The 13715-nt window shown below is 75.5% G+C and carries 10 protein-coding genes; 3 read left to right on the plus strand and 7 right to left on the minus strand.

The genetic code is table 11. The features are described from left to right. Positions 1–144: 144 nt before the first annotated feature. From nudC to ACFYNO_RS08430, 5 genes are all read right to left on the minus strand, one after another. Positions 145–1086 (minus strand): NAD(+) diphosphatase, encoded by a 942-nt coding sequence (nudC, locus tag ACFYNO_RS08410; RefSeq protein WP_388007312.1) that lies wholly within the window; start codon positions 1084–1086, stop codon positions 145–147. 65 nt (positions 1087–1151) lie between these two features. Next, complete coding sequence (locus tag ACFYNO_RS08415; RefSeq protein WP_388007315.1) at positions 1152–2555, minus strand: dipeptidase; 1404 nt, start codon at positions 2553–2555, stop codon at positions 1152–1154. Positions 2556–2646: 91 nt separating this feature from the next. Further along, positions 2647–5457 (minus strand): FtsX-like permease family protein, encoded by a 2811-nt coding sequence (locus tag ACFYNO_RS08420; protein ID WP_388007318.1) that lies wholly within the window; start codon positions 5455–5457, stop codon positions 2647–2649. Next, positions 5454–6188, minus strand: coding sequence for an ABC transporter ATP-binding protein (locus ACFYNO_RS08425; protein WP_388007321.1), 735 nt, complete (start codon positions 6186–6188; stop codon positions 5454–5456). The genes ACFYNO_RS08420 and ACFYNO_RS08425 overlap by 4 nt, the downstream gene beginning before the upstream one ends. Then, positions 6185–6811, minus strand: a complete 627-nt coding sequence (locus ACFYNO_RS08430) for a PadR family transcriptional regulator (RefSeq protein WP_388007324.1) — start codon at positions 6809–6811, stop codon at positions 6185–6187. Before ACFYNO_RS08430 ends, ACFYNO_RS08425 begins: the two co-directional genes overlap by 4 nt. Before the next feature lie 121 nt (positions 6812–6932). Here ACFYNO_RS08430 and ACFYNO_RS08435 point away from each other — a divergent pair, with 121 nt between their 5' ends. The 3 genes from ACFYNO_RS08435 (at position 6933) to ACFYNO_RS08445 (ending at position 9061) form a co-directional block, all read left to right on the plus strand. Further along, positions 6933–7910, plus strand: a complete 978-nt coding sequence (locus ACFYNO_RS08435; RefSeq protein ID WP_388007327.1) for an endonuclease/exonuclease/phosphatase family protein — start codon at positions 6933–6935, stop codon at positions 7908–7910. An 88-nt stretch (positions 7911–7998) separates the two neighbouring features. Next, positions 7999–8310: a hypothetical protein gene (locus ACFYNO_RS08440; RefSeq protein WP_388007330.1), complete on the plus strand. Its 312-nt coding sequence runs from the start codon at positions 7999–8001 to the stop codon at positions 8308–8310. A gap of 10 nt (positions 8311–8320) precedes the next feature. Further along, positions 8321–9061, plus strand: a complete 741-nt coding sequence (locus ACFYNO_RS08445) for a hypothetical protein (protein WP_388007333.1) — start codon at positions 8321–8323, stop codon at positions 9059–9061. Between the two features lie 46 nt (positions 9062–9107). Here ACFYNO_RS08445 and ACFYNO_RS08450 read toward each other — a convergent pair whose 3' ends face one another. Continuing rightward, positions 9108–10298 (minus strand): PP2C family protein-serine/threonine phosphatase, encoded by a 1191-nt coding sequence (locus ACFYNO_RS08450; protein ID WP_388007336.1) that lies wholly within the window; start codon positions 10296–10298, stop codon positions 9108–9110. Between the two features lie 189 nt (positions 10299–10487). Then, positions 10488–13661, minus strand: coding sequence for an ATP-dependent DNA helicase (locus ACFYNO_RS08455; protein ID WP_388007339.1), 3174 nt, complete (start codon positions 13659–13661; stop codon positions 10488–10490). Positions 13662–13715 lie beyond the last annotated feature (54 nt).

The following is a 13715-nucleotide window of genomic DNA, read 5'->3' on the forward strand; positions in this document are numbered from 1 at the left end:
GCGATCCACACCGTCCGCACCCCCGGCGATCACCGCTGGCCTGCACCGTTGCCGCTCTTCCCGGCCGGACACCGGTCCTCCGTGCGCGGAGCAGCAAATGGGGGGCGTGTGCAATTAGCACACGCCCCCCATTGTCGAATTCCGCTACCAGCGCGCGGTGGTCGGCAGCCCCGCTCCGTACCAGCGCTCCATCAAATGCCGGGCGATCGAGATTCCGGTCGGCGGCACGATCTCGCCGGACTCCCAGCCGGCCCGCAGGTCCTCCCGGGAGAACCAGCGCGCCTCGGCCAGCTCCTCGCCGTCCACGGTGATCCCGGCGCCGCCCGGCGCCACCCGGCCGACGAAGCCGAGCATCAGGCTGGCCGGGAAGGGCCAGGGCTGGCTGGCCACGTAGCCGACCTCGCCGACCCGGACCCCGGCCTCCTCGAAGACCTCCCGGACCACCGCCTGCTCCAGCGACTCGCCGGGCTCGACGAAGCCCGCCAGGGTGGACCAGCGGCCCTCCGGCCAGAGCGCCTGCCGGCCGAGCAGGCAGCGGTCCTGCTCGTCGGTGATCAGCATGATCACCGCCGGGTCGGTGCGCGGGTAGTGCTCGGCCGCGCAGGAGGTGCAGCGGCGCAGGTGGCCGGCCCCGGCCTTCTCGGTCGGGTGCCCGCAGCGCGAGCAGAAGCTGTGCAGCCGGTGCCAGTGCTCCAGCGCCACCGCGTGCACCAGCAGTCCGGCGTCCCGGTCGCAGAGGTTGCCGCCGACCTCGCGCAGCCCGGCCGGGCGGGCGTCGCCGTCCAACCGCCCGGGCAGTGTCGCGCCGGCCACCGCGAAGTAGGAGGTGCCGTCCTCGTCGATGCCGAGGAAGTAGCGGTCGCCGTCCTGCGGGGCCTCGAAGGAGGGCAGCAGGACCAGCTCGGATCCGGTCGGGGTGTCCACCACGAACGCCTCGCCGCCGGAGATCGGCAGCACCCTGGTGCTCGGGTGGCTCCAGGCCGCCGCCAGCCAGGGCTCGTCGAGGCGGTGCTGGGCGGCCCGGTCGACCCCGGCGCGGGCGAGCGGCAGCTCCGCGGTCCCCTGGGCGTCAGGCATGGTGCTCATGTGATCCGTCCCCGTCCACAGTGTCGTCAGCGGTCATGTGCGTGATCAGGTGTCAGTGGCCGTGGTCAGCCGGCGGCGGGCCGATAGGAGGCGAGCTCGCCCCAGAGGTGGGCGGCGGCCTCCACGCCCTTGAGCAGCAGGTCCAGCTCGACCTTCTCGTTCACCGAGTGCCAGCCGTCCGAGGGCACCGAGATGCCGAGGAAGAGCACCGGGGCGCCGAGCACCAGCTGCAGGTCGGCGGCCGGCCCGGAGCCGCCCTCCCGGGTGAACAGCACCTCCTGCCCGAAGGCCCGCTCCATCGCCCGGACGGTGGATTCCAGCGCCGGGTGGTCCAGCGGGGTCAGGCAGGGCCGGGTGACGCTGCCGAACCTGACGGTGTGGCGGATGCCCTCCGGCAGCTGCCCGGCGACCCACTTCTCGATCGCCCGCTCGACCTGCTCCGGGTCCTGGCCGGCGACCAGCCGGAAGGAGAGCTTGAGGTGCGCCTCGGCGGGCACGATGGTCTTGCTGCCGGGGCCGGTGTAGCCGCCCCAGACGCCGTTGACCTCGGCGGTCGGCCGGGCCCAGACCCGCTCCAGGGTGGAGTAGCCGGCCTCGCCCTGGGCGGCCTCCGACTTCGCGGTGTCCAGCCAGGCCCGCTCGTCGAACGGCAGCCGGGCGAAGAGTGCCCGCTCCCGCTCGGTGAGCTCCAGCACCCCGTCGTAGAAGCCCGGCACGGCGACCCGGCGGTCCGCGTCGTGCAGCGCGGCGGCCAGTTCGGCGGCGCTGGTCGCGGGGTTGGGCACGGCCCCGCCGAAGGAGCCGGAGTGGATGTCGCTGTGCGGGCCGGCCAGGTCGATCTGGCAGTCCAGCTTGCCGCGCATGCCGGTGCAGACGGTCGGGGTGGTCTCGTTCCACATCCCGGTGTCCGAGACGTAGACCAGGTCGGCGGCCAGCCGGCCGGCCTCCCGGCGGACCAGCTTGCCGAAGTTCGGCGAGCCGGACTCCTCCTCGCCCTCCACCAGCAGCTTGAGGTTGACGGCGGGGGCGGTCCGCCCGGTCGCCGCCAGGTGCGCGCGCAGGCCCAGGGTGTGGAAGAAGACCTGTCCCTTGTCATCGGCCGCGCCGCGGGCGTACAGCCGCCCGTCCACTCGGGTGGGCTCGAACGGGTCGGTCGCCCAGCCGTCCGCCCGGTCCGCGGGCTGCACGTCGTGGTGGCCGTAGACCAGCACGGTGGGCGCGTCCGGCTCCCCCGAGGGCCACTCGGCGAAGACCGCCGGCAGTCCGTCCGTCTCCCACACCTCGGCCACCGGGAACCCGGTCTCGCGCAGCTTCGCCGCCAGCCACTCGGCCGACCGGCGGACCTCGCCGGCCCGGGCCGGATCGGCCGACACGGAGGGGATGCGGAGCCAGTCCGCCAGGTCGGCCAGGAAGCCGGCCTGGTGCTCGTCGATGAAGGAACGGACGACGCTGTCCGGGGTTTTCGTCATACGGACGACTTTAGTTCGCCCGCCAGGGTGATCGTCGCCGCGGTCCACGGCGGCACTGTGCGATCGATCACCCTGGCGGGCGGCCCCGAGCTCACCCGGCCCGGCGGACCAGGGTGATCCGGGAGCGGGTCAGCAGCGCGGCGAACAGGGTGGCGAGCAGCGGCAGCGCCACCAGGGTCACCGCCAGCTGTGCCCAGGGGACCTCGATCACCGTGTGGGCGGGGCCGAGGACGCCCCCCAGCTGCCCCTGCATCCGGCGCAGCGCCACCGCCGGCACCGCCCCGCAGACCATGCCCAGCACGGTGCCCATGGCCGCGATCACCCCGCACTGGAAGCCGGAGAGCCGGCGCCGGATCCCGGCGGTCGCCCCGACCGCGGCCAGCGTGGCCAGGTCCCGCTGCGAGTCGGCCGCGGCCAGCCCGGTGGCGATGCCCGCCGCACCGAGCGCGACCAGCCCGGCGAAGAGCGCCAGCCCGATCGCCAGCACGTCGTTGTGCGGCCGGTAGCCGCGCTCGACGTAGAGGTTCCAGCCGCTGCCGGCGACCTGGGTGACCGCCGCGGTGGCCCGCTGCACGGCGACGTCCCCGGGCGCCGCGGCCGGCAGCCAGACCGAGCCGGCGTCCGCGGTGTCCAGTCCCAGCGCGGTGACCTGGGCCGGCGGCAGGTACATGAAGGCCGTCGGGTGCGCCATCGGCATCAGCACCGCGTCCACCTGGACGTCCTGGAAGGGCGCGTGGCCCTGGTCGCCGTAGGGCTGGGTGATCCGGACGGTCGCCTTCCCGTCCCGCAGCAGCGCGCTGCTGAACACCACCGCCTTGCCGGTGGCGACGGCCTGCTCGGCCGAGGCCCGGTCCTGCCCGAAGAAGTTCTGCAGCAGTCGGGCGTCACCGCTGACCGCCGAGCCGTACCGGAAGCCGATGGCGCCGGAGCCCGAGCGGCAGCGCGCGTCGCTGAAGAGCTGGTCCACCTCCGTGGCCGGCCGCCCCTCGGCGATCGCGTCGTCCGCCGGGCAGCGCAGGTCCTTGGGCAGCAGGGCCTCGACGTGGCCGCAGTCGTTCTGCTTGCCGCAGGTGGCGTACCGCAGCGCGCGCACGTCGGCGCGCGGGCCGAGGGCCGCGATCGACTGCTCGACCGCGGTGCGCTGGACCGCGATGCCCGCCGGGTCCCTCGGGCCGCCGAGGAGGGTGAGGGTGACCGCCCTGTCCGGGGCGCTGGGCACGTACGCCTGGCGCATCTCGGCGTTGCTGCTGGCGGTGTAGATGCCCACCGCGACCGAGCCGGCCACCGCCGCCATCACGGCGGCCACGGCGGGCGCGGTGCGGCCGCGGTGCCGGACGGTGTCGCGCAGCGCGAGCCGGGGCGCCAGCGGCAGGAACCGGCCCAGCCTGCCGAAGAGTCCGACCGCGGTCGGCACGCAGGCGACCATGCCCAGCTCGGCCAGCACCGAGCCGCCGAGCACCGGCAGGCTGCGGCTGCCGCCGCCGCGCACCGCGCCGAGCAGCGCCAGCGCCGCCCCGCCGGCCAGCATCGCCAGGCCGGCCGCCAGCAGCAGCCGGGACGGCGGCCGGACGGTGCCGCGACCGGTGATCGAGTCCACCACGTCCTGCCGGGCCGCCTGCACGGCCGGCACCACGGCGGCGAGCAGGCCGGTGCCCAGGCCGACGGCCATCACGCCGAGCAGGTCGAGCGGCCGCAGCGCGAAGCTGCCGAACCTGGCACCGGCCATCAGCTCCAGCCGGTCCCGGCCGAGGGCCACCAGCAGCACCGCGAGCACGGCGCCGGAGACGGCGCCGGCCAGGCCGAGCACCACGCCACCGCCCAGCACCACCGCGCGGACCTGTGAGCGGTCGCCGCCGGCGGCCGCGAGCAGGCCGAGCTGGCGGCGGGAGCGCCGGGCGCCGACCGCGAAGGCCGGGCCGGCCAGCAGCACGATCTCCAGCAGCGCCATGCCGACCACGGTGGCCAGCACCACCTGGGTGGAGCGGTCGAGGTAGTCGCCGGTCGAGCCGTACCGGACGGTCTGCGAGTAGTAGGGCACCTGGGAGCGCGGCGGCGGGTTCAGCACCACGCTGCGCGAGCTGGCCGTGAAGCCGTACTTGTTGAGCTCCTGCACCGCCGTCCAGTCGACCGCCGCGCCGGCCGGCAGCTTCACCAGCCAGCTGTGCGCGGTGGGCCGCACCGGGTCGGTGCCGTCGGCGGCCGGCGGGACGGCGGCCATGGCGGCCGCGATCGCCTGCGGGGAGCCGATCAGCGCGACGTCCTTCAGGTCGCCGGGGTACTCGGCGACGCCCGTGAGGGTGAACGGCCGGTCGCCCAGGCCGCGCACGGTGGTGGTGTCGCCGGTCTTCAGCCCGGACCGGTCCAGGAAGGCCTGGGTGGCGGCCAGCTCGTGGTCGCCTGCCGGGGCCCGGCCGGAGACCAGGTCCAGCCTGCCGCGCCAGACCGGGTCGGCCAGGTCGATCCCGGCGACCTTGCTCTGCAGCAGGCCCGCCTTGCTACTGGCAAGCATCGAGCGGTCGTCCGGGACCGGGACCAGCTCCGAGCCGGCCGGCAGCAGCTGCCCGGCCAGCACGGCCGGTTCGATGCTGCGGCTGCGCTGCTGCTCGGCGGTGCCGCCGCCGTCGGAGGGCGGCGTGGCCACGGTGCGGCCGTCGGCGGCGAACGGCGCCTGGGTCACCTTGGCCCCGGGCACGTCCATCTCCAGCAGCACGCCCGCGGTGCCGAGCTCACGGTCCAGGCGCTGGGCGGTGGTCAGGTCGGTGCTGCGGTAGACCACGTCCACGCCGGTGACGCCGAGCACCGGCAGCGCGATCATGGTGAGCACCAGCAGGCTGCGGCCCTTGGCGCGCAGCGCGTCCCGCCGGGCGATCCGCAGCGCCACGCGCCAGGAGGCCGCCCTCACTGCTCGGCTCCCGCCGCCAGCAGGGTCTCGGCCTCCGCGCGGCCGGTCTCGTCGACCAGCCGGCCGTCGCGCAGGAAGACCACCCGGTCCGCCCAGGCGGCGTGCCGGGCCTCGTGGGTGACCATCATGGCCGCCGCCCCCGCGTCGCAGCGGGCGCGCAGCACGGCCAGCACGGCCTCGCCGGTGTTGGAGTCCAGCGCTCCGGTCGGCTCGTCGGCCAGCACCAGGCGGCGGTCGCCGATCAGCGCCCGGGCGATCGCCACCCGCTGCTGCTGGCCGCCCGACATGTCGTCGGGGAACCGGTCGGCCAGCTCGGCCATGCCCAGCTCCTCCAGCGCCGCCATCGCCTCCCGGCGGGCGGTCCGGCTGCCGGTGCCGTCCAGCTCGCGGGGCAGCGCGACGTTCTCCACCGCGGTGAGCGCCGGTATCAGGTTGTAGTCCTGGAAGACGTAGCCCACCGAGCGGCGGCGGACCTCGGCCAGCCGGCGGCGGGACAGCCCGCCGAGCTCCCGGCCCTCGACCAGCACCCGGCCCGAGCTGGGCGAGTCCAGGCCGCCGGCCATGGTGAGCAGGGTGGACTTGCCGGAGCCGGAGGGACCCATCACGGCGACGAACTCCCCGGCGTGGACGGCCAGGTCCACCTCGCGCAGCGCGCACACCTCGGCGGCGCTGCTGCGCCCGTAGACCCGGCTCACCCGGTCCAGCCGCAGTACGGCCTGATCCTGCGTCATCGTCGTTCCCCCTGTCGTTCCTTCTGTCGTCGTCCTGCCGGCCGCGGCTCGGCGCGCGCGTCCGGCGCGGCGGCCGCGGGGGCGGGCTTGCGGTTGGCGAGCCGGGTCTCGCAGTGGTCCAGCCAGCGGACCTCGGCCTCGGTCTGGAAGATCAGCTGGTCCAGCACCAGCAGCCAGGCGAAGTCGGCGTCGTCCGCCGTCTCGTCGACCGCCCCGGCCAGCGCCCGGGCCTTCAGCCGGGTGTAGTCCTGCAACGCCTGGAGGCTGTGCCGGCGCTGGCCCTGGACCACCGCCCCGACGTCCACGCCGGGGACGGTGACGGCCATCGCGAGCTTGATCGCCAGCTCGTCGCGGGGCGGGTTGGTGCGGGCCACCGGGGTGTCGAACCAGGCGCGCAGTTCGGCCCGGCCCTTCTCGGTGACGGCGTAGAACTGGTGGCCCTCCTCGTCCTCGCCGTCCGGGGCGACCAGCCCGTCGCGCTCCAGCCGGCCGAGCGTGGTGTACACCTGCCCGACGTTGAGCGGCCAGGTGGCGCCGGTGCGGGCCTCGAACTCGGTGCGGAGCTGATAGCCGTAGCGGGGGCCCTGGTCGAGCAGGGCGAGCAGACCGTGTCTGATGGACATACCACGTATGTATACCCGGTATGCGGCCGCTTGTATACCCGGTATGTGGATAGCCGCATACTCGGTATACGGCAGGTCACGGGCCTCGGCGCCTCATCAGGAGGGCGTACCGTCACCAGGTGTGAGCCCACTGCGAATCGCGACCTTCAACCTGCTGCACGGCCGGCCGCTGGCCGCCGACGGCAGCCCGCTCCCCTTCCCCGACGACGCCGGCGCCCCGCTGCAGGACGCCATCGCCGCACTGGACGCCGACGTGCTGGCGCTCCAGGAGGTGGACCGCTACCAGCAGCGCTCCGGCCTCACCGACCAGACGGCGATGGCCGCCAAGGCGATGGGCGCCGCCGACTGGCGGTTCGCCGCCGCCCTGCACGGCCGCCCGGCCCCGGTGGCCGGCTGGCTGCGCGACCCGGCGCTGCCCGGACTCACCGTCTACGGACCGCAGGACGAGGGGCGGTCCGCCGACCGCCCGTCCTACGGCACCGCGCTGCTCACCCGGCTGCCGGTGCGGCACTGGCGGGGCCGGCGATTCGCACCCGCCCCGTTCGGGCTGCCGCTGCGGGTGGCGGGGCGGCGCGGGCTCACCCCGGTGCCGGACGAGCCGCGGGCGGCGCTGGCCGCGGTGCTGGAGGGCCCGGGCGGCCCGTTCACCGTGGTCGCCACCCACCTCTCCTTCGTGCCGGGCTGGAACATGGCCCAGCTGGCCGGCATCCGGCGCTGGATCGCCGACCTGCCCCGGCCCTACCTGGTGCTCGGCGACTTCAACCTGGTCGGCCCGGTCCCGCGCACCGTGCTCGGCGGCGCCACCGCCTTCGACCGCACCCCCGCCTCCCGGCACCGGCTGCGCGAGCTGCGCGCCGCCCGGCGCTCCGGCGCCGCGCCGCTGCCGCCGCGCGGCCGCCGCCGCGGGCGCGAGCCCGGCCCCCGGCTGCGCGGCTGGTACGACCTGGCCCGCACCCCCACCTACCCCTCGCACCGCCCCGCCGTGCAGTTCGACCACGTGCTCGCGGTCGGCCTGCCGCGCACCGCGGTCGGCACGGTGGCCGCGCCCCGGGTGGCGGTCTCGGACCACCGGCCGCTGCTGGTCGAGGTGGACTTGTGAAGGGGGCGCCCGGTCCGGAACGCAACCTAGGCTGGGCGCACGGCAGCTGATTGAATTTCAGCTGACGACTCAACGGGGGAGGACCGCCATGACGACCAGCATGGATCCGGCGGCCGTGCGGCAGGCGAGCGCGGCCGCGGCCGACGACGCCACCGAGACCGGCCAGTACACCACGGTCTTCGAGGCCGAACTCAGCACCGCCTACCCGAGCCTGGCGGGCACCCAGTCGCTGACCGCGCTGCAGAACTCCGCCACCGCCTGGGGCACCGTGCTGGGCCGGCTGCAGGCCGACCAGCAGCGGCAGAGCGACAACCTGGCCACGTGCGCGGACAACCAGAGCCGCGCCGACACCAACATCGCGGACCGCTTCCACGCCGTCCACTCCCACCGGGCCGAGTGAGGCGGGCGCAGTGGACTACCAGACGCTGAACACCATGAACCCCGACGCGCTGGGCGAGGCCGGCGCCTCCTACACCCAGCTCGCCGCCCGGCTGTCGGACGAGGCCACGGACTGGAAGCGCAACGTGCTCGACCGGTCCAGGGCCGCCTGGAGCGGCACCGCCGCCGACGCGAGCTCGGCCAGCCTGCAGCGGATCGAGGACCAGCTCCAGTCCGCCACCGCCTACCTGCGGCAGAGCGCGGACCTGCTGCGGCAGGGCGCCGACCAGCTGACCGGGATCCAGAGCCAGCTGCGCCAGACCCAGCTGCTCGCCTCCGCCGAAGGGCTGGTGATCGGCGCCGACGGGTCGGTGGCGCCGGGGCCGGGGGCCGCGATGCTGCCCCCCGAGGTGCTGCAGCAGCGGATGGCGGCGATGCGGCAGCAGCTCCTCCAGCTGGTGCAGACGGCCACCGAGGCGGACGACTCCGTCGCCGCCCAGCTCGGCACGATCTCGGGCAACGCGGCCGGATCGATCGGCGGTGGCGCCCAGGGCGGCGGCATGCCGAGCGGGGGCGGGAACCCCCCGGGCGGCGGCGCACCGGGCGGCGGTGGCAGCGGCGGCGGCAACCCGCAGCCGCAACCCCCGATGCCCCCGTCCCCGACCCCGCCGCCGGCTCCCCCCGGCGACCCCGGCCGGGGCGGCGACGGCCCGGGCAACCCCATCGGCGGTGGCGGCCAGGGCTTCGGGCGGGCCGCCCGTAACGCCAACTGACGCGTGGGGCCGGTCCGGCGGGCCGCGGCTGCCCGCCGGACCGCCCTCACTGGTGCGCCAGCCGCCCGTTCTGGTGCGGCAGCTGCTGCCCCGGCTGCGCCGCCGGCTCGTACTGCAGCAGCAGCATCGCCGCGTCGTCGCCGAGCGGGCGGCCGACGTGGCGCACCACGTCGGCGTGCAGCAGCTCCAGCACCTCCACCGGCCCGCCGCGGGCGCAGCCCGGGAACCGCTCGGCCAGCGGGTAGAACCGGCCCGCCCGGTCCCGGGCCTCGATCACGCCGTCGGTGAAGAGCAGCACCCGGTCGCCGGCGGCGAACGGCACCTTCAGCACCGGCGGCGCCACGTCCTCCGGGTCCAGCACGCCGAGCGGGGGCACCGTCTCGGCCAGCTCCAGCGGCCGCACCGCGCCGTCGCCGGTGAGCAGCAGCGGCGCCGGGTGCCCGCAGTTGACGATCTCCGCGGTGCCGTCCGGGCCGACCCCGATCAGCACCAGGGTGACGAACTCCTCCTCCAGGCCCGGGTGGTCGTGCTCGCGCAGCGACCGGTCCAGGCTGACGGCCAGCCAGCCGGCCACCTTCTCCAGGACCGGCTCCTGGTGCGCGGCCTCGCGGAAGGCGCCGAGCACGGCGGCGGCGGTCTCCACCGCGCCCAGCCCCTTGCCCCGCACGTCGCCGACCACCGCGCGCACCCCGTGCCGGGTGTTGACCACCTCGTAGAGGTCACCGCCGATCCGGGCGTGCGCCGCGGCCGCGGCGTAGTGCACCGCCGCCCGGACGCTGCCCACCCGGTCCGGCACCGCGCGCAGCAGCACCCGGCGGGCGATCTCGGCGACCAGCTGGGCGTCGGCCAGCGCCTGGTCCTGACGGAGCCGCAGGGTGGCGCTGACCCAGCTGATCGCGGTGACCAGGGCGATGGCGAAGACCGTGGCGCTGTGCACGGACTCGCCGAGCACGTGGTTGTAGGCGGCCATCGCGAAGGCGGCCACCTCGGACAGCACGCCGATCAGGATCGGGTACCAGACCCGCCGGCTGACGATCGCGGCCAGCGCCGGAACCGCCGTCAGCGCGGGCTCGAGGGTGACTTCGAGGGTGCTCAGGTAGTCGAGGCCGACCACCAGCGCCATGCCGATGAACGGCAGCGCGAGTGCGGTCCTGGGCCAGGTGCCCGAGGTGCGAACGGTGGCCGGCCCCCGGGTCGGACCGGCCAGCAAGTCTCTGAACCATCCGGTCGCGCTCAACTTCGGTTTCTCCAGCGGAGGGCGCGCGGGTGCGTCGGCACCTGCGGCGATGACTGAGGGTAAAGGACGGGGCCTGGCCGGTGGCCGAGCAGACGCAGGTGACCGGTTACCGACCCCACAATAGGCGCGAAACGTGCATGACGCATCGGTTTAGCGCGACCGTGTGACGAGTTGGATGCTCTCTGTGACCTAATAGTCACTGTTCCCGATCAGGAGCGTTTCCAACGCCTTTCGGCCAGGAAGTCCTGACGGTCTGACGATCCGGCCGCTGCGGACGTAGCAGAACGCAGCGGTGACCTGCTCCGGGTCGAGCCCGCGCTGCTCCGCCCAGGCCAGCCGGTAGATCGCCAGCTGCAGCGGGTCGGCGCTCTCCTCGTGGCCGGTCTTCCAGTCGACGATCTCCCACCGTGACCCTGAGTCGCCGTCACGCTCCCGGTAGACCGCGTCGATCCGGCCGCGCACCACCCGCCCGCCGAGCACCAGCTGCACCGGCGCCTCCACCCGGTGGGGCACGCGGTGAGCGTACGGGCCGCGCAGGAACGCCTCCTTCAGCTGCTCCAGGTCCTGCTCGTCGGCGATCTCGTCGTCCTCCAGGCCCGGCAGCGCGTCCGGGTCCAGCAGCGGCAGCGGGGCGAACCTGGCCTGGACCCAGGCATGGAACCTGGTGCCCCGGCGGGCCGCGGTCTGCGGCGGGCGGGGCAGCGGGCGGGCCAGCTCGCGGGCGAAGCCGTCCGGGTCGGCGGCCACCCGCATCAGCTGGGTGGCGGAGAGCGCGGGCGGCAGCGGCACCTCGCGCACGGTCCGCCGGGACCGCTCCAACTCGCCCAGCAGCGCCGTCAGGTCCCGGTCCCAGGAGTCCACCAGCCGCTGCTCCTCCGGGACCAGCGGCTCCGGCTCCGGCGGCGGCGCCCCGGCCGCCCGGCGGGCCACCACCTCGGCCACCCGGCGCCGGGCCAGCTGCGCGGCCGGGTCCAGCGGGAGCGGCCAGGGGGTGTCGGCGGCCTGGCCGAGCGCGGGGTTCTCGGCCCCCTCCACCGGCGGGTCGGCCCACTGCTCCACCTCGCCCGCACCCGGCAGCTCGGCGTGGAAGCGCAGCTCCTCCAGGTACTCGGACGGGCCGCGCACGGTCCGCTGGGTCGGCCCCCACCAGTGCCCGGAGGCGAGCAGCAGCGAGCGCGGCCGGGTCACCGCGACGTAGCCCAGCCGCAGCTCCTCGGTGCTGGTCTGCTCCTTGAGCTGGGTCTTGAACGCCGCGACGCCCTTGGCGTTCCAGGCCGGCACCTGGGGCAGGGTGGCCGCGTCCCCGCGCAGCGGGTAGGGCAGCACCTGGCGGCGGCTGGTCCAGCGCTCCCGGCTGCGGTTGCTCGGGAAGGCGCCCTTCACCAGGCCGGGCAGCGCCACCACGTCCCACTCCAGACCCTTGGACTTGTGCGCGGTCAGCACCTTCACGGTGTTCTCGCCGCCCGGCAGGCCGGAGTCCAGGCCGCGGTCGTACTCCTCGGCGGCCCGCAGGAAGGCCAGGAAGGCGGCCAGTCCCGGGTCGCCGTCCAGGTCGGCGAAGCCCGCCGCGACGTCCAGGAAGGACTGCAGGGTCTCCCGGCGGCGGGCGGCCAGCGCCTGCGGGGAGGCGGCCAGCTCGATCTCCAGGCCGGTCACCGCGAGCACCCGGTGCAGCACGTCCATCAGCGGCTCGGCCAGCACCCGGCGCAGCTCGCGGATCTCCCGGGCCAGGTGGGCGAACCGGGTGCGGGCCTGCGGCGAGAACGGCAGTTCGTCGGGCTGGACCGCCTCCAGGAAGGTCTCCAGCGCGTCGGAGAGCGAGACCACCTCGGTCGGATCGGTCTCGGCCACCGCCAGGGCGAGCGGGTCGCCGCCGTCCACCCGGTCGGTGCGCACCATCGCGGCGGCCCGGCGGCCGAGCAGCGCCAGGTCGCGCGGGCCGATCCGCCAGCGCGGGCCGACCAGCAGCCGGACCAGGGCGGAGTTGGCCGTCGGGTCCTGCAGCACCTCGCAGACCGCCACCAGGTCGGCCACCTCGGGCAGCTGCAGCAGGCCGCCCAGGCCCACCACCTCCACCGGCACCTCGCGGGCCACCAGGGCGGCGTGGATGTCCGGGAAGGCGACGGCCGAGCGGCAGAGCACCGCGATCGCGCCCGGCTCGGTGCCGGTGGCGGTCAGGTGGGCGATCGAGTCGGCCAGCCAGTCGACCTCCTCGGCGTGGGTGGGCAGCAGGGCCACCCTGGTCAGGCCGTCCTGCTCGGCGCCCGGCGCCGGGCGCAGCGCCTCGACGCCCTCGTGCAGCTCGCGCAGCGGGGCGGCCAGGTGGTTGGCGAAGGCCAGCAGCCGGCCGCCGCTGCGGCGGTTCTCGCTCAGCGAGTAGCGGGCCGCCGGGGAGCCGTCGCGGCGCGGGAAGTGCCGCGGGAAGTCGTCCAGGTTGGCCACCGAGGCGCCGCGCCAGCCGTAGATCGCCTGGCACGGGTCGCCGACCGCCGTCACCGGGTGGCCGCCGCTCGCCTCGCCGCCGAACAGGCCCGCGAGCAGGCGGCGCTGGGCGACGGAGGTGTCCTGGTACTCGTCCAGCAGCACCACCCGGAACTGCTCGCGCAGCAGCCGGCCCACCTCCGGGCGCTCGATCGCCAGCCGGGCCGAGGCCGCTATCTGGTCGCCGAAGTCCATCAGGCCCGCCGACTGCTTGCGGCGGCGGTACTCCTCCACCAGGCCCAGCAGCTCCAGCCGGCCGAGGGCCGCCTCGGGCACGTCGCGCAGGTCCTGGTTGCTCAACTTAACCGTGGCCAGCTCGTCCAGCAGCCCGGTGTCGAAGGCCCGCAGCGCGGCCGGCTCCACCAGGTGCTCGGCCAGCTCGGCGTCGAGCGCGGTCAGCTCCGCCACCAGGCCGGCGAACCGCTCCTTGAGGTGCGGGAACGGCCCGCGGGCCTGCCGCAGGGTGCGGGCCGCGAGCTGGAACCGGGTGGCATCGGCGAGCAGCCGGACGTCGGGCTCGATGCCGATCCGCAGGCCGTGCTCCTTGAGCAGGCGGCCGGCGAAGGCGTGGTAGGTGGAGATCTCCGGCTCCCCGGCCGCCTCCGGATCCTCCCGCAGCCCCGCCCTGGCCAGCGCCGTGCGGACCCGCTCGGCGAGCTCGGCGGCGGCCTTGTTGGTGAAGGTCAGCCCCAGCACCTGCTCCGGGCGCACCGCCCCGGACCCGACCAGCCACACCACCCGGGCGGCCATCACCGTGGTCTTCCCCGACCCGGCGCCCGCCACGATCACCGCGGGCTCCGGCGGTGCCCCGATCGCGGCCAGCTGCTCCGGGTTGAAGGGGATGCCGAGCAGCTCCTTGAGCTGGTCGGGGTGGCTGAGCATGAGCTCAACGGTAACGGGAGGGGAGGACAGCGGGGGCGGGACGGCGGTTGTCAG

Source organism: Kitasatospora sp. NPDC006697 (genome assembly GCF_042869935.1).
GTDB lineage: Bacteria > Actinomycetota > Actinomycetes > Streptomycetales > Streptomycetaceae > Kitasatospora.

Coding starts and splice junctions, on each gene's coding strand:
- nudC (WP_388007312.1), bottom strand. CDS start 1,086: ATGAGCACCATGCCTGACGCCCAGGGGACCGCGGAGCTGCCGCTCGCC.
- ACFYNO_RS08455 (WP_388007339.1), bottom strand. CDS start 13,661: ATGCTCAGCCACCCCGACCAGCTCAAGGAGCTGCTCGGCATCCCCTTC.
- ACFYNO_RS08425 (WP_388007321.1), bottom strand. CDS start 6,188: ATGACGCAGGATCAGGCCGTACTGCGGCTGGACCGGGTGAGCCGGGTC.
- ACFYNO_RS08415 (WP_388007315.1), bottom strand. CDS start 2,555: ATGACGAAAACCCCGGACAGCGTCGTCCGTTCCTTCATCGACGAGCAC.
- ACFYNO_RS08430 (WP_388007324.1), bottom strand. CDS start 6,811: ATGTCCATCAGACACGGTCTGCTCGCCCTGCTCGACCAGGGCCCCCGC.
- ACFYNO_RS08440 (WP_388007330.1), top strand. CDS start 7,999: ATGACGACCAGCATGGATCCGGCGGCCGTGCGGCAGGCGAGCGCGGCC.